Raw genomic sequence first — 16,008 nt, 5'->3', positions numbered from 1 at the left:
GCCGAGCAGCCCGCGCGCGACCCCGTCGCGCCCGCGGCCGTCACCGGACGCGGGCGCCCCACCCTGGCCTACCCGGGTACGCCCGCCGCCAACACCGCCGCCCCCCGCGAGGGCGCCCCGGCCCGGCTGCCCGCCGAGCGCGACGGCGGCAGCCTGTTCGACGTGGTGAAGGTCGCCATCGCGATCCTGGACACCGGCGGGCGGGTGGTGCTGTGGAGCCCCGCCGCCGAGGAGATGCTCGGCTGGCCCAGCGAGGTCCTGGTCGGCCGGCTGATCGACGAGCTGATGGGCGACCCGGAGCTGGTCGCCCAGGCCCGCGCCGCGATCGCCGAGACCCTGCGCCTGGGCCGCTGGCACGGCTTCACCGAGCTCGCCGACCGGGACGGCGCCCAGGTCCCGGTGGAGGCCCGGATCTCGCTGCTGGTCGACGGCGACGGCACGCCGTTCCTCCAGGTCGCCCTCGCCGACGCGGCCACCCTGCGGGCCGTCGAACGCGACCTCGCGGTCCGCGACGCCCTTTTCGAGCAGTCCCCGCTCGGCATCGCGATCCTCGACACCGACCTGCGCTACACCGCCGTCAACCAGACCCTGGCCGAGATGAACGGCGTCCTCGCCGAGGACCACGTCGGCCGCACCACCGGCGAGACGCTGCCCGAGCGGGCCGCCGACGAGATCACCGCGATCCAGCGCCAGGTGCTGGCCACCGGCGAACCCGTGATCGACGTCACCCTCGCCTCGCCGCTGACCGCCCGCTCCGGCTTCCGTTCGATCTCCTACAGCCGGATGACCGACCGCTCCGGCCGGGTGCTCGGCATCTCCGGCACCGTGATGGACGTGACCGAGCGATACCGGGCGGTCGCCAAGGTCGAGCACGCCCGCCGCCGCCTCTCGCTGCTCAACGAGTTCGGCTCCCGGGTCGGCGACCTGCTCGACGCCTCCCGGATCGCCCAGGAACTGGCCGGCGCGGTGGTGCCCAGGCTGGCCGACTACGCAGGCGTGATCCTGCTCCAGGCGGTCGCCCACGGGGACGACCTGCCCCGGCACGGCCACGACCGCCGGACCTCGCTGCTCCAGCTCGGGGTGGCCTCCGTCCAGGACGGCCCCGAGGTCGAGGCGATGCTGCGCCGCGGCGCCCGGATCACCTTCTCCGAGGACTCCGCGTTCGGGCGGGTGCTGCGCAGCGGCGTGCCCGAGCTGCTCTCCGGCAGCGACGAGCTGAGCGACCTCAGCTACCCGGGCGACCCCAAGGTGCAGGCCGCCCACGAGCTCGGGGTGCACTCCCGGCTGGTGGTCCCGCTGCGTGCCCGCGGCATCGTGATCGGGCTGCTGGTGGTCAGCCGCGCCGGGTACCGCGAGGGCTTCGACCGGGACGACCTGGCCTTCACCGTCGAACTCGCCGACCGGGCCGGCTCCTCGCTGGACAACGCCCGGCTGTACGCCCGCGAGCGCACCGCGGCGCTCACCCTGCAGCGCACCCTGCTGCCCCAGCAGGTGCCGCAGCCCACCGGCGTCGAGGTGGCCTACCGCTACGTCCCCGGCAGCAGCGGCACCGAGGTCGGCGGCGACTGGTTCGACGTCATCCCGCTGCCGGGCGACCGCACCGCGCTGGTGGTCGGCGACGTGATGGGCCACGGCCTGCGGGCCGCCGCCACGATGGGCCGGCTGCGCACCGCGGTGCGCACCCTGGCCGGGCTGGACCTCCCGCCGGACGTCCTGCTGCGGCACGTCCACGAGCTCGCCGACGACCTCGCCCAGGGCCCGGACGAGGCGCTCCTGGCGACCTGCGTGTACGCCGTCTTCGACCCGGCCACCGGCCGGCTGGTGGCCACCAAGGCGGGCCACATCCCGCCGGTGCTGATCGTCCCGAAGGACGACGGCACCGAGGTGCCGGCCCGCAGCGGCGGTCCGCTGCCCGGGGGGGTCGGCCAGGTGCTGGACCTGCCCTCGGGTGCGCCGCTGGGCGTGGGCGGGGTGCCGTTCGAGTCGATCGAGGTGGAGATCCCCGAGGGGAGCCTGCTGGCGATGTGCACCGACGGCCTGGTGGAGTCCCGCGACAAGGACCTCGACGTCGGCCTCAGCCGGCTGCTCAGCGTTCTCGAACAGCCGTACGCCTCGATCCAGCAGGCCTGCGAGGCGGTGCTGGACACCATGGAGCAGGGCCGCGAGCCGGACGACGTGGCCCTGCTGCTGGCCCGGCTCGGCCGCGGACAGGCCGGTGTCCCCACCGCCGGCTGGACGCTGCCCGCCGAGCCCACCGCCGTCTCCCGGGCCCGCCGGCTGGTCCGCGGCGCGCTCGCCGAATGGAGCGTCGAGCACCTCACCGACACCGCCGAGCTGCTGGTCAGCGAGCTGGTCACCAACTCCGTCCGGTACGCCAGCGCCCCGATCGGGGTCCGGCTCACCCTCGGCGAGACGCTCCTCGTGGAGATCTCCGACCCGCTGCCCGACCCGCCCCGCGAGCGGCACGCCGCCGAGGCCGACGAGGGCGGCCGCGGCCTCGAACTGGTCCGCCGGCTCGCCCTGCACTGGGGCGCCCGCTCCGAGGGCATGGGCAAGGCGGTCTGGTTCGAACTCCCGCTGGTCGAACACCCGGACGAGCCTTACCACTTTGACCCGGACACCGGGGTTCAACTGCCCGATTCGATGTTGTGATGTCAGGGACGTGTGCGCCCGTGCCCGGATGATGAATACTCGGACTTCGAATATTCGGTCTTCTCGACATCCGGATGGGCACGGGTTGGAGGGGTCGGTCCGTTGAACAGTCTTCCGGCGCGGAACGCCACGAGTGGCAGCGGTCATGCCGCCGTGCCCGGGCAGCCGGGCGCCCCGATCGGGGCACGGCGCCCGGTCCCCTCACCCGCGCCCGCAGGCTGGGGCCACGGCCCGGCCGGATCGATCTACGACTACATCCGGGTCGCCACCTTTGCGATCGGCCCCGACGGCCGGATCAGCCAGTGGAGCGACCGCGCCGCGGAGTTCTTCGGCGTCCCCGCCACCGACGCGGTCGGCGCCGACCCGATCACCACCTTCGTCCCGCGCGAGCTCTGGCAGCGCGGCCGGGCCCGGCTGGAGCGGATCCTCGGCGGCGAGGAGTGGGTCGGCACCGCCCCCTACCGCGACACCGCCGGCGGCGAGGGCCTCGCCGAGCTGTACGTGATGCCCGCCAGCACCGGCTGCGACGCCCCCGGCGCCACCTGCCTGGCCGTCGACCTCGGCCGGCTGCGCACCGTCGAGACCGAGCTCGCCGCCTCCGAGGCCGTCTTCGGACAGACCCCCACTGGCTTCTTCCTGTTCGACCCGCAGCTCACCCTGCAACGCGTCAACGACGCCTTCGCCGCCGCCGTCGGCCTCGCCCCGCCCGCCCTCCAGGGCCTCGGCCCGGCCGACCTCTTCCCGGCCGGCGACGCCGAACGCCTCACCGCCGCCCTGCGCAAGGTCCTCGCCAGCGGTGCCCCCATCCTCGACCTGCGGTTCAGCGGCTCCGTCCAGGTCGCCCGCTCCGTCACCGACGGCCGCGAGCACGGCCGCCGCGACGAGAACCGCGCCTGGTCGATCTCGCTCTACCGGCTCAACAGCGCCGCCGGCCACCCCATGGGCGTGGCCGGCCAGGTCCAGGACGTCACCAGCCGGCACATCGCCGAACGCGAGGCCGCCGGCGTCCGCCGCAACCTCGCCCTCCTCAACGAGGCCAGCAGCCACATCGGCTCCACCCTCGACCTGGAGACCACCGCCAACGAACTGCTCGACGTGATCGTCCCGCAGTTCTGCGACGTCGCCAACGTCGACCTGTACACCGCCCTGCTCACCGGCGACGCCGGCCCGCTCACCGGCCGCCCCGGCGTCCTCGACGGCTGCGGCGAACTGCGCCGGGTCGCCGTCCGCAGCAGCGTCGGCAACGCCTCCTCGGTGTTCGGCAACCAGGGCGGCACCGTCCAGGTCGCCGAGGCCGGCGGCACCCTCTGTTACCCGCCCCGCTCCCCGCACGCCCGCGCCCTGCGCACCGGCCGCTCCACCGTGCCCCAGCCCGGCCCCGACCCGCTGCTGCGCTCCACGCTGGTGGTCCCGCTGGTCGCCCGCAACCAGGTCCTCGGACTGGTCCAGCTCTCCCGCGCGATCGGCAGCGAACCCTTCGACGCCCGCGACGTCGCCATCGCCGAGGAACTGGTCGCCCGCGCCGCCGTCTGCGTCGACAACGCCCGCCTCTACCGCCGCGAGCACGAACGCGCCCTGATCCTCCAGCGCAGCCTGCTGCCCCCCGGCAAGCCCGCCGCCAGCGGCCTGGAGATCGCCCGCCGCTACCTGCCCAGCAACAACAACACCGAGGTCGGCGGCGACTGGTTCGACGTCATCCCGCTGCCCGGCAGCCGCACCGCCCTGGTCATCGGCGACGTGATGGGCCGCGGCCTGCGCGCCGCCGTCGCGATGGGCCAGCTGCGCACCGCCGTCCGCACCCTCGCCATGCTCGACCTCGACCCCGCCGAGGTGCTCTCCGCCCTCGACGAGATCGCCCGCGGCCTCGGCGACGACACCCAGCTCGGCGAGGAGATCTCCGAGGTCTACCTCGCCACCTGCGTGTACGCCGTCTACGACGCGGTCAAGCAGCGCTGCGTCTTCGCCAACGCCGGCCACCTGCCGCCCGCCCTGCTCAGCCCCGGCGAGCCGGCCCGCATGCTCGAGGTCCCGCCGGGCCTGCCGCTGGGCGTCGGCGGCGAACCCTTCGAGGAGGTCGAGGTCACCCTCACCGAGGGCGCCATCCTCGGCCTCTACACCGACGGCCTGGTCGAGTCCCGCAAGCACCAGCTCGACGAGGGGCTGCGGGCCTTCCGCGAGGCGCTCGAGAACGGCTCCCGCGCACTGGAGCAGCTCTGCGACGAGGTCCTCGACGAACTCAACCCGCACCACGGGGAGGACGACATCGCCCTGCTGATGGCCAAGGTCGTCCCGCTCGCCGAGGACTCGGTCGGCGACTGGAAGCTGCCGCCCCACCTCACCTCCGTCGCCAAGGCCCGCGAACTCGCCTGCGGCTGGCTGCTCACCCGCGGCCTCGACGAACTCGTCGACACCACCGAGCTGCTGGTCAGCGAACTGGTCACCAACGCGCTGCGGCACGGCCGCGGCGACATCAGGCTGCGGCTGCTCAAGGACCGCACCATGGTCTGCGAGGTCTGGGACGACGGCTACGCCCAGCCCCGCCAGCGCCGCGCCCAGGAGACCGACGAGGGCGGCCGCGGCCTCCAGCTGGTCAGCCTCCTCGCCGAACGCTGGGGCAGCCGCCGCACCCCCAAGGGCAAGATCGTCTGGTTCGAACTGGCCCTCTGAGGCCCCCGCCGGTCTCGCCAGGGGCACAGGGGTTCTCCTTCGGGGGCGCGGGCGTTCTCCTTCGGGGGCGCGGGGTTTCTCTTGGGGGCGCGGGGAACTGCGCGAGGGCGGGAGGCCTCGTGCGTGCCACCTGCCGGCGGCGTTCAGTTGCAGGTCCTCGGTCTTCCGTCTCGCGCAGTTCCGCCCCCAGCCTTCGGCCGGGTGGGTGGTTCGTGGGGGTGTGTCCGTCGTGGCGGCGGGGCGGGCCGCGGGGGGTGGCCTTCAGTGGTGATCCACCTGTGTGTTCGGACGGAGGAACGCATGCGCGCCACCCAGCTCGCCGCGGCAGCCCTCGCGGCCCTGCTCGCCACGACGGCAGCAGGCTGCTCGGACGACCCCGCGCCCGCCCCCGGCGCCGCCGACCTGGGCGGCACCGACCGCTCGACGGTCCGCGACGGCGGCACGCTCCGCTGGGCCGTGGACGCCGTCCCGGCCACCCTCAACGTCCACCAGCCGGAGGCCACCGCCGACTCCGCGCTGCTGGCCGGGGCCCTGCTGCCCAGCCTGTTCCGGCTGGACACCCGGGCCCGCCCGGTCGCCGACCCCGACTACCTGGCCGGCGCCGAGTCCACCCCGCCGGGCCAGAGCCCGCAGACGGTGACCTACCGGCTGAACCCCAACGCCACCTGGAGCGACGGCACCCCGCTGTCCGCCGCCGACTTCACCGCCCAGTGGAAGGCGCTCTCCGGCGCCGACCCGGCGTACCTCACCGACCACCCGGGCGGCTACGCCCAGATCGACTCGGTCACCCAGGGCGCGGACCCGCACGAGGTGCGGGTGGTGCTCAAGCAGCCGTACGCGGCCTGGCGGGAGCTGTTCAGCCCGCTCTACCCGGCCGCCGTGACCGGCACCGCGCAGGCCTTCAACCAGCCGCTGGCGGACACCTTCCGCACCTCGGCGGGACCGTTCACGGTCACCTCGTACGACAAGGCCGCCGGCAAGGTGGTTCTGGCCCGCAACCCGCACTGGTGGGGCGACCCGGTCAAGGCGGACGAGCTGGACTTCGTCGCCGTCCCGGCCGCCGACCGGCTGGACGCGCTGGACCAGGACAAGCTGGACATCGCCGCGCTGACCTCCTCGGTCGACCGCGCCGTCCCGGCGGACAGCGCCGGCGCCGCCCCGCCGGACGCGGCCGCCGCCGCGGAGGCCTCCGCGCAGGCGCTGAAGCGGGCCGAGGCACTGCCCGGCCTGACCCTGCACCGGGCCGCCGCCCCGGCCTTCACCCAGCTGACGCTGAACTCCACCCGCGGCCCGCTGGCCGATCCGGTGGTCCGCCGGGCGATCGCCCGCGCCGTGGACCGGCAGAAGACCGCCACCGCCGCGCTCGGCCCGCTCGGGGTGAAGGCCGCGGCGCTCGGCAACCACCTGCTGATGAACGACCAGGACGGCTACCGGGACAACAGCGCCGCCCTCGGCACCACCCCCGCCGCCGAACTGCTGGACCAGGCGGGCTGGCCGCTGAACGGCGCCACCCGCAGCAAGGACGGCAAGGAGCTGAGCCTCACCCTGCTGCTCCCGGACGGCTCCGCCACCGCCCGCCGTACGGCGGACGAGCTGGCGGCGGAGCTCACCGCGGCCGGGATCGCGGTCAAGCCGCAGCCCGTCGCCCCCGACACCTTCGTGCCGCAGCACCTGGCCACCGGCGACTTCGACCTGGCGCTGTTCTCCTGGCCGTCCACCGGCTACCCGGGCGACGAGCGGGCGCTGTACGCCAAGCCCAGGCCGGGCGCGGACGGGGTCCCGGTGGTGGGCCTGAACTACGCGCGCACCGGCAGCGAGGAGATCGACCAGCTCTTCGACAAGGCCGCCGGCGAGCTGGACCCGGGCGTCCAGCGCGACCTGGTGCAGGAGGCCGACGCCCGGATCTGGCAGCTCGCCCACTCGGTGCCGCTCTACCAGCGGCCCGACCTGGTGGCGGTCCGCAACACGGTGGCGGGCGCCGGCGCGTACGGCTTCGGCTCGCCGCGCTTCCAGGACGTCGGCTTCCTCAAGGGCTGACCGGGAGCCATCCGGGCCCGGCCGGTGTCACGCACCGGCCGGGGTGACCTCCATCAGCCCGATCCGGCCGGCCACGATCTCGATCCGGGCCAGCTCCGGCATCGCCTGCCGGGCCCGGTCCAGGGCGGTGCGGGCCTCGTCGGGGCGGCCGAGGGCGGCCAGCGCGGCGGCGGTCGAGCACTCGGCGTTGGCCTGCCAGAAGGCGTCGGTGGCGAGTTTGGCGGCGGTCCGCGCGTGCGCGAGCGCGGCGTCGCGGTGGCCCTCCAGCAGGGCCTGGTCGGCGCGGGTGCCCAGGTAGCGGGTCAGCACGGGGACCGCGGCGTGCGCGAGGCCGAGCGACTCGGCGAGGCGGGGCAGGTACTCGGCCGGCGGCAGTTCGCCGGTCTCCGCGGCGCCGACCAGCGCGGCGGCCCGCAGGTGGTGGGCGAGGCCCGACATCCTGGCGTGCGGGGCCAGCGTCGCCGCCTGGTAGGCCGCGGCGGCGGCCTCCTGGTACCTGCCCTCGCCGAGCGCGACCTGGGCCCGCAGCTGGGCCGACGCGAGGCGCGGCGGGCCGTCGGCCGGCGCCCGGTCGAGCGCGGCGCGGGCCTCGCCGAGCCGGCCCAGGCGCATCGCCCGGCCGCCCGCCAGCTCGTCCGGGCTCGTCGCGAGGGCTTCCAGCGCGCCGGGACGCAGCGGCATCAGGAACAGGATCCAGCCGGCCGTGAGCGGTATCCGGGCGAGCACGGTCAGCGACATCGCGGGCAGCATCAGCAGGCCGAAACCGAGCGCCCTGGGGAAGCCGGAGGTGCCGATGATCAGCAGGCCGGCGGTGGTGATCGGGACCGCGACGGAGACCAGGGTGGTCAGCCACAGCCGTACCCGCAGCCGGGGCCCGGCCACCACGGTGCTGTCGGCCGACACGAACGGGACGGGGATCCGGCGCACGGTGAGTGCCATCCCGCCGACCCGCAGGGTGGTCACCCGGGCGCCGAAGCCGAGGGCGAGAGCGGTGGGGGCCACGCCGCCGGCACCGCCGAGCAGCAGTTGGAGGGCGAGGGTGAACTGCAGGCCGAGCAGGGCGCCGAGCCCGGCGCCGAGGCCGTCCAGCAGCGGGTCGGGTCCGCCGGAGCCGCCGTCCTGCCGGGTGAGCAGGGTGAAGGCGATGGCTGCGCCGATCACCAGGTAGAAGGGCCAGCGGAAGCCGGACCGGGTGTTTCCGGGCCTCCCGGCACGGGGTGAATTCTTCATCCCGCCAGGTTGGGGCAGCGGGCTCAGGGGGTGGAAGAGCGGTGACCCAGTTGTGATCTTGACCCCCTCGGGGCCCTCCGTTTCGGCCCCGGTGGGTGGTTCCCCGTACGATAGGAACAAGCCGTGGCATGTCGTGCCCGGCAGGTGGACCGGTAGTAGCAGGCGGTACGGCGGCAGCGATCAACAGGGGTCGTCAGGTCGCAGGGTCGCAGCCGGGGCGCCGTAACCCACGATTTCGGGAGAGTTCGCTCCGCATGCCCACGCGCAATGACATCCGCAACGTTGCCATCGTCGCCCACGTCGACCACGGCAAGACCACGCTGGTCGACGCCATGCTGAAGCAGGCCGGCGCCTTCGCCGCCCACCAGCACCTCGACGACCGGATGATGGACTCGAACGACCTGGAGCGCGAGAAGGGCATCACGATTCTCGCGAAGAACACCGCCGTCAAGTACCACCCCAAGGAGGGTGGCGCGCCGATCACGATCAACATCATCGACACCCCCGGCCACGCCGACTTCGGTGGCGAGGTCGAGCGCGGCCTGTCGATGGTCGACGCGGTCGTGCTGCTGGTCGACGCGTCCGAGGGTCCGCTTCCGCAGACCCGCTTCGTGCTCCGCAAGGCGCTGACCGCCAAGCTCCCGGTCATCCTCTGCATCAACAAGACCGACCGTCCGGACGCCCGGATCGCCGAGGTCATCAACGAGACCTACGACCTCTTCCTGGACCTCGACGCCACTGAGGACCAGATCGAGTTCCCGATCGTCTACGCCTGTGCGCGTGACGGCGTCGCCTCGATGACCAAGCCGGAGGACGGCACGGTCCCGGCCGACAGCGACTCCCTCGAGCCGTTCTTCTCGACCATCCTGGAGCACGTCCCGGCCCCGTCCTACGACGAGGACGCGCCGCTGCAGGCCCACGTCACCAACCTGGACGCGGACAACTTCCTCGGCCGCATCGCGCTCTGCCGCGTCGAGCAGGGCGAGCTGCGCAAGGGCCAGCAGGTCGCGTGGATCAAGCGGGACGGCTCGATCCAGCAGGTCAAGATCACCGAGCTGCTGATGACCGAGGCGCTCACCCGCAAGCCGGCCGAGGTGGCCGGCCCCGGCGACATCTGCGCCGTCGCGGGCATCCCGGACATCATGATCGGCGAGACCCTGGCCGACCTGGAGAACCCGATCGCGCTGCCGCTGATCACGGTCGACGAGCCGGCCATCTCGATGGTCATCGGCACCAACACCTCGCCGCTGGTCGGCAAGGGCGGCAAGGGCCACAAGGTCACCGCCCGCATGGTCAAGGACCGCCTGGACCGCGAGCTGATCGGTAACGTCTCGCTGCGCGTGCTGCCGACCGACCGCCCCGACGCCTGGGAGGTCCAGGGCCGTGGCGAGCTGGCGCTGGCCATCCTGGTCGAGACCATGCGCCGGGAGCTGTTCGAGCTGACCGTCGGTAAGCCGCAGGTGGTCACCAAGCTCGTCAACGGCAAGGTGCACGAGCCGGTCGAGCGGATGACCATCGACAGCCCCGAGGAGTACCTCGGTGCCATCACCCAGCTGATGGCGACCCGCAAGGGCCGCATGGAGACCATGACCAACCACGGCTCCGGCTGGGTGCGCATGGAGTTCATCGTCCCGTCGCGCGGCCTGATCGGCTTCCGGACCCAGTTCCTCACCGACACCCGCGGTACCGGTATCGCGCACTCCATCTTCGAGGGCCACGAGCCGTGGTTCGGCGAGCTGCGGATGCGCAACAACGGCTCCCTGGTGGCCGACCGCGCGGGCGTCGTGACGCCGTTCGCGATGATGGGCATCCAGGAGCGCGGCACCCTGTTCGTGGAGCCCACCACCGAGGTGTACGAGGGCATGATCGTCGGCGAGAACTCGCGCCAGGACGACATGGACATCAACATCACCAAGGAGAAGAAGCTCACCAACATGCGTGCGGCGTCCTCGGACACCACCGAGAACCTGGTGCCGCCGCGCAAGCTCTCGCTGGAGCAGTCCCTGGAGTTCTGCCGCGAGGACGAGTGCATCGAGGTGACCCCGGAGACCGTGCGCATCCGCAAGGTCGTCCTGGACCAGAAGGAGCGCGGCCGCACGGCCTCGCGCGCCAAGAAGAACTGACGCGGTAGCGGCGCCGGCCGGCCCTCCGCCCTTCGGGGCGGGGTGGCCGGCCGGCGCCTTTCTTACGCTCCGTGGTCGACGCGCGTAGGAGTGGAGCGGAAGATGACCATTCAGTAGTTCGTTAATCGGACGTGACAGACCGTCGTTCATGACAACTGTCCGTTTCGACCCTGTCTGTGTATGTCCTGAATGTCCGTTTCTCAAAACCAACTCGCCACCCATGTGACCAAATTGAGATCCCTAGTGGTCATGTTCGTATCCGTGTGTGACCGATAGTGGGTTCAGTCGAGCTCGGGTCAAGGGTTACGCGCAGGGGTGCGCGCCGAACCTCGGGCGAGGAAAGCACCGTTCGGCAGTGGCAGTGATGCCGGCCGACCCCCGCGGTGCGCTCTCGTTTGAAACACGGATTCAGGAGGCACACCCATGCGCGGTGCCAGCCAGGCCAAGTGGGTCGTCGCAGCAGTCGCGGTCGCCCTCGCAGCTACCGCTTGCGGCAGCAACGGCGCGTCCAGCGGCGGTGGTTCGTCCACCGGTGCGGTCAACGCCCAGGGCACGTTCAGCTACCAGAGCAGCGAGCCGCAGAACCCGCTCCAGCCGGCCAACGCCATGGAGGTCGGTGGCGGTCGCATCATCAAGCAGCTCTTCAAGGGCCTCGTCGACTACGACCCCGCCGACGGCAAGCTGCGCAACCAGGTGGCCGAGAAGATCGAGACCACCGACGCCACCAACTACACCGTCACCCTGAAGTCCGGCTGGACCTTCCACGACGGCACCCCGGTGACCGCGTCCTCCTTCGTGGACGCCTGGAACTGGTCGGCGAACACCAAGAACAACCAGATCAACTCGGACTGGTTCTCCGACATCGCCGGCTACACCGACGTCCACCCGGACGCCGGTGACCCGAAGGCCGAGACCATGTCCGGTCTGAAGGTCGTCGACGACACCCACTTCACCATCCAGCTGACCGGCCCGGTCTCGTACTTCCAGTACAAGCTCGGCTACACGGCCTTCTCGCCGCTGCCGAAGGCGTTCTTCACCGACCCGGCGAAGTACGGCCAGAACCCGATCGGCAACGGCCCCTACAAGTTCGTCTCGTGGGAGCACAACAAGGCGATCACCGTCGCCGCGTACGACAAGTACGCGGGCCTCGACAAGCCGAAGAACGGCGGCATCGTCTTCAAGAACTACACCCAGCCCGAGGCGGCGTACAAGGACCTGGTGTCCGACAACGTCGACGTGCTGGACCAGGTCGACCCGAGCGACCTCGCCTCCTACAAGACCGACCTCGGCAGCCGTGCCGTGGACCAGGCCCAGGGCGCCATCCAGAACATCTCGTTCGCGATGTACCAGGACGCCTGGAAGCCGGTCGACAAGGCCAAGGTCCGCCAGGGCCTGTCGATGGCGATCGACCGTGACACCATCACCAAGACCGTCCTGAACGGCTCGCGCCAGCCCGCCAACAGCTGGGTCGCCCCCGGCGCCATGGGCTACAAGGACAACACCTGCGGCGACGCCTGCAAGTACGACCCGGCCAAGGCCAAGCAGCTGATCACCGAGGGCGGCGGCGTCCCGGACAACAAGATCACCATCGTCTACAACTCCGACGGCGGCCACAAGGAGTGGGTGGACGCGGTCTGCAACTCCATCCGCCAGGCCACCGGCGTCGAGTGCGTCGGCGACCCGAAGCCGGACTTCAAGACCTCGCGCGACATCATCAAGAAGAAGCAGGTCCAGAGCATGATGCGGACCGGCTGGGTGCAGGACTACCCCCTGAACGCCAACTTCCTGCGTGACGTCTACGGCACGGGTGCCGCGGCCAACGACGGCAGCTACTCCAACCCGGAGTTCGACAAGCTCGCCGCCGAGGCCGACAAGGCCACCACGGTCGAGAAGACCGCCGAGCTGTACCAGCAGGCCGAGGCCCAGCTGGCCAAGGACATGCCGGCGATCCCGCTCTGGTACTACAAGACCACCTCGGGCTACTCGAACAACGTCCAGAACGTGAAGTTCGACTCGTTCGGTGACCCGGTCTTCACCCAGGTCGAGGTCAAGCAGAAGTAATCAGGCCGGCACCGCACGGCTTGAACCGACACGGCCGGTGCCCTCCGCCCCACAAGGGCGGACCGGCACCGGCCTTGTCACGCCATAGAACCTCTGTGACGGGATGACGGCCCGGCAGAGCATTGGATGGAGGCATGATGGGGCGCTTTGTCGCGAGGCGACTGCTCCAAATGATCCCGGTCTTCCTGGGTACGGTCACCCTGATCTTCTTCATGGTGCACATCCTTCCGGGAGACCCGGTCGCCGCGATGTGGGGCGACAAGGCGGTGGACCCGGCCCAGCTCGCCGCGTTCAAGCACGCGAGGGGCCTGGACCAGCCACTGATCCAGCAGTACCTCGATTACCTGGGCAAGCTGTTCCGGGGCGACTTCGGCATGGCGATGGACGGCCGCCCGGTGATCGACAAGATCAGCGGCGCCTTCCCGGTCACCCTGCGCCTCGCGCTGCTGGCGTTCGCCATCGAGATCGTGCTCGGTGTGACGATCGGCCTGTTCGCCGGTCTGCGCCGCGGCAAGGCCTTCGACAAGGGCACCCTGGTCCTCACCCTGCTGCTGATCTCCATTCCGGTGCCGGTGCTGGGCTTCATCTTCCAGAACATCTTCTCCACCCAGCTCGGCTGGGTGACGCCGACCGTCCAGGACTCGATGAACCTCGGCCAGCTGCTGCTGCCCGCCATCGTCCTGGGCTCGCTGTCGCTGGCGTACGTGGCCCGGCTGACCCGGACCTCGATAGCCGAGAACATCAAGGCCGACTACATGCGCACCGCGGTCGCCAAGGGCCTGCCCAAGCGCAAGGTCATCGGTACCCACCTGCTGCGCAACTCGATGATCCCGGTCGTCACCTTCCTCGGCACCGACCTGGGCGCCCTGATGGGCGGCGCGATCGTCACCGAGGGCATCTTCAACGTCAAGGGCGTCGGTTTCGAGCTCTACCACGCCATCAACCTGAAGGAAGGCGCCACGGTCTCCGGATTCGTGGTCGTCCTGGTGCTGGTCTACCTCGCCGCCAGCCTGATCGTCGACCTGCTCTACGCGGTCCTGGACCCGAGGATCCGGTATGCCTGACCTGACCGACACCAAGACCGAGATCCCCGCGCAGCGCGCGGCCGAGGTCCCCGAGGCCAAGCCGGAGAAGGCCCGCAGCCTCGGTCTGGACGCCTGGCACGACCTGCGCCGCCGCCCGATCTTCGTGATCTCCGCGCTGCTGATCGTGCTGCTGATCGTGATCGCCATCGCCCCGGGCCTGTTCACCTCGGTGGACCCGCGCGCCGGTGACCTGCGCACGCACTTCCTGACCAAGCCGAACTACGGCCACCTGTTCCAGCCGGACTGGTTCGGCTACGACGGCCAGGGCCGCTCGATCTACGCCCGGGTGATCTACGGCGCCCGTGCGTCGGTGGTCGTGGGCATCTGCGTCACCGCCGGTGTCACCGTCCTCGGCGGCATCACCGGCATGATCGCCGGCTACTTCGGCGGCTGGGTCGACACCATCGTCTCCCGGGTCACCGACATCTTCTTCGGCATCCCGCTGCTGCTCGGCGCCCTCGTAGTGCTCAACGCCTTCACCTCGCGCACCATCTGGAGCGTGGTCTTCGCGCTGGTCGCCCTCGGCTGGACCCAGATGACCCGCGTCATGCGCGGCTCGGTCATCACGGTCAAGCAGGCCGACTACGTCACCGCCGCCAAGGCGCTCGGTGCCGGCACCACGCGGATCATGGTCAAGCACATCCTGCCGAACGCGATCGCCCCCGTGATCGTGGTCGCCACCATCGCGCTCGGCGGCTACATCGCCACCGAGGCGACGCTGAGCTTCCTCGGCATCGGTCTGCAGGACCCGACCATCTCCTGGGGCATCGACATCAACTCGGCCCAGAAGGTGATCCGCACCGCCCCGTTCGCACTGTTCTTCCCCGCGGGCATGCTCAGCATCACGGTGCTGGCGTTCATCATGCTCGGCGACGCGGTGCGTGACGCCCTCGACCCCAAGCTGCGCTGAGAGAGGTGGCACGCACCATGACCACTGCGACCGAGAACAAGCCCACCGCGGCCGCCGAGCGGCTCGCCCCCGGCACCCCCCTGCTCGACGTCCGCGACCTGCACGTGGAGTTCAAGACCCGGGACGGCGTCGCCAAGGCCGTCAACGGCGTCAACTACAGCGTCGCCGCCGGCGAGACGCTCGCCGTCCTCGGCGAGTCCGGCTCCGGCAAGTCCGTCACCGCCCAGACCATCATGGGCATCCTCGACATGCCGCCCGGCCGGATCACCTCGGGTGAGATCCTCTTCCGCGGCCAGGACATGCTCAAGATGTCCAACGAGGAGCGCCGGAAGATCCGCGGCCGGAAGATCGCGATGATCTTCCAGGACGCGCTCTCCTCGCTGAACCCGGTGCTCAGCGTCGGTTACCAGCTCGGCGAGATGTTCCGGGTCCACCAGGGTGCCTCCCGCAAGGAGGCCAAGGCCAAGGCCATCGAGCTGATGGACCGGGTGCGCATCCCCGCCGCCGCCCAGCGCGTCGGCGACTACCCGCACCAGTTCTCCGGCGGTATGCGCCAGCGGATCATGATCGCGATGGCGCTGGCCCTGGAGCCGGACCTGATCATTGCGGACGAGCCGACCACGGCCCTGGACGTCACCGTCCAGGCGCAGGTGATGGACCTGCTGGCGGAGCTGCAGGCCGAGTACCACATGGGTCTGATCCTGATCACCCACGACCTCGGTGTGGTCGCCGACGTCGCGGACAAGATCGCGGTGATGTACGCCGGCCGGATCGTGGAGACCGCCCCCGTGCACGAGCTGTACGCCAACCCGGCGCACCCGTACACCAAGGGCCTGCTCCGCTCGATCCCGCGCCTGGACCAGAAGGGCCAGGACCTGTACGCGATCAAGGGCCTGCCGCCGAACCTGCTCAAGGTCCCGGCCGGCTGCGCCTTCAACCCGCGCTGCGACGCCGCCACCGACCTCTGCCGCACCGAGATCCCGGCGCTGCACCAGGTGCTCGACAAGGACGGCGCCGAGCTCGCCGGCCGCAAGAGCGCCTGCCACCTCTGGAAGGAGACCCTCCATGGCTGAGCCCATCCTGGAGGTCCGCGACCTGGTCAAGCACTACCCGCTGACCCAGGGCATCCTCTTCAAGAAGCAGGTCGGCGCGGTCAAGGCCGTGGACGGCATCTCGTTCTCGCTCCAGAAGGGCGAGACGCTCGGCATCGTCGGCGAGTCGGGCTGCGGCAAGTCGACGCTGG

Annotated in this window: 10 protein-coding genes; 9 read left to right on the top strand and 1 reads right to left on the bottom strand. The window is 71.4% G+C overall.

Features of this window, described 5'->3' with window-relative positions:
• The 3 genes from AA75_RS41785 to AA75_RS41775 form a co-directional block, all read left to right on the top strand.
• The coding region (locus tag AA75_RS41785) for a SpoIIE family protein phosphatase (protein ID WP_051814345.1) at window positions 1-2,652 on the top strand (2,652 nt) is incomplete at its 5' end.
• A gap of 177 nt (window positions 2,653-2,829) precedes the next feature.
• The gene (locus AA75_RS41780) at window positions 2,830-5,319 is read left to right on the top strand and encodes a SpoIIE family protein phosphatase (RefSeq protein ID WP_051814349.1); all 2,490 of its coding nucleotides are present in this window, start codon (window positions 2,830-2,832) and stop codon (window positions 5,317-5,319) included.
• Between the two features lie 300 nt (window positions 5,320-5,619).
• Window positions 5,620-7,356 (top strand): ABC transporter family substrate-binding protein, encoded by a 1,737-nt coding sequence (locus AA75_RS41775; protein ID WP_033825756.1) that lies wholly within the window; start codon window positions 5,620-5,622, stop codon window positions 7,354-7,356.
• A 27-nt stretch (window positions 7,357-7,383) separates the two neighbouring features.
• On the opposite strand, the gene AA75_RS41770 is transcribed toward AA75_RS41775, so the two are convergent.
• Window positions 7,384-8,586 carry a hypothetical protein gene (locus AA75_RS41770; protein WP_033825755.1) on the bottom strand — a complete coding sequence of 401 codons (1,203 nt, stop codon included), beginning with the start codon at window positions 8,584-8,586 and terminating at the stop codon, window positions 7,384-7,386.
• 254 nt (window positions 8,587-8,840) lie between these two features.
• Here AA75_RS41770 and typA point away from each other — a divergent pair, with 254 nt between their 5' ends.
• From typA to AA75_RS46750, 6 genes are all read left to right on the top strand, one after another.
• Window positions 8,841-10,709, top strand: coding sequence for a translational GTPase TypA (gene typA / locus AA75_RS41765; protein WP_033825754.1), 1,869 nt, complete (start codon window positions 8,841-8,843; stop codon window positions 10,707-10,709).
• A gap of 423 nt (window positions 10,710-11,132) precedes the next feature.
• Window positions 11,133-12,770, top strand: coding sequence for an ABC transporter substrate-binding protein (locus tag AA75_RS41760; RefSeq protein WP_033825753.1), 1,638 nt, complete (start codon window positions 11,133-11,135; stop codon window positions 12,768-12,770).
• A 137-nt stretch (window positions 12,771-12,907) separates the two neighbouring features.
• Window positions 12,908-13,834 carry an ABC transporter permease gene (locus AA75_RS41755; protein ID WP_033825752.1) on the top strand — a complete coding sequence of 309 codons (927 nt, stop codon included), beginning with the start codon at window positions 12,908-12,910 and terminating at the stop codon, window positions 13,832-13,834.
• Complete coding sequence (locus AA75_RS41750) at window positions 13,827-14,765, top strand: ABC transporter permease (RefSeq protein WP_033825751.1); 939 nt, start codon at window positions 13,827-13,829, stop codon at window positions 14,763-14,765. The genes AA75_RS41755 and AA75_RS41750 overlap by 8 nt, the downstream gene beginning before the upstream one ends.
• Window positions 14,766-14,782: 17 nt before the next feature.
• Window positions 14,783-15,838 carry an ABC transporter ATP-binding protein gene (locus tag AA75_RS41745; RefSeq protein ID WP_033825750.1) on the top strand — a complete coding sequence of 352 codons (1,056 nt, stop codon included), beginning with the start codon at window positions 14,783-14,785 and terminating at the stop codon, window positions 15,836-15,838.
• Window positions 15,831-16,008: ATP-binding cassette domain-containing protein (locus AA75_RS46750; protein ID WP_149038690.1), on the top strand; the 178-nt coding region annotated here is incomplete at its 3' end. The genes AA75_RS41745 and AA75_RS46750, both read left to right, overlap by 8 nt.

Source organism: Kitasatospora sp. MBT63, assembly GCF_000710465.2.
Taxonomy (GTDB): Bacteria; Actinomycetota; Actinomycetes; order Streptomycetales; family Streptomycetaceae; genus Kitasatospora.
This window is presented reverse-complemented; position numbering and strand designations above follow the sequence as displayed.

Coding starts and splice junctions, on each gene's coding strand:
- AA75_RS41755 (WP_033825752.1), top strand. CDS start 12,908: ATGGGGCGCTTTGTCGCGAGGCGACTGCTCCAAATGATCCCGGTCTTC.
- typA (WP_033825754.1), top strand. CDS start 8,841: ATGCCCACGCGCAATGACATCCGCAACGTTGCCATCGTCGCCCACGTC.
- AA75_RS41750 (WP_033825751.1), top strand. CDS start 13,827: ATGCCTGACCTGACCGACACCAAGACCGAGATCCCCGCGCAGCGCGCG.
- AA75_RS41775 (WP_033825756.1), top strand. CDS start 5,620: ATGCGCGCCACCCAGCTCGCCGCGGCAGCCCTCGCGGCCCTGCTCGCC.
- AA75_RS41770 (WP_033825755.1), bottom strand. CDS start 8,586: ATGAAGAATTCACCCCGTGCCGGGAGGCCCGGAAACACCCGGTCCGGC.
- AA75_RS41745 (WP_033825750.1), top strand. CDS start 14,783: ATGACCACTGCGACCGAGAACAAGCCCACCGCGGCCGCCGAGCGGCTC.
- AA75_RS41760 (WP_033825753.1), top strand. CDS start 11,133: ATGCGCGGTGCCAGCCAGGCCAAGTGGGTCGTCGCAGCAGTCGCGGTC.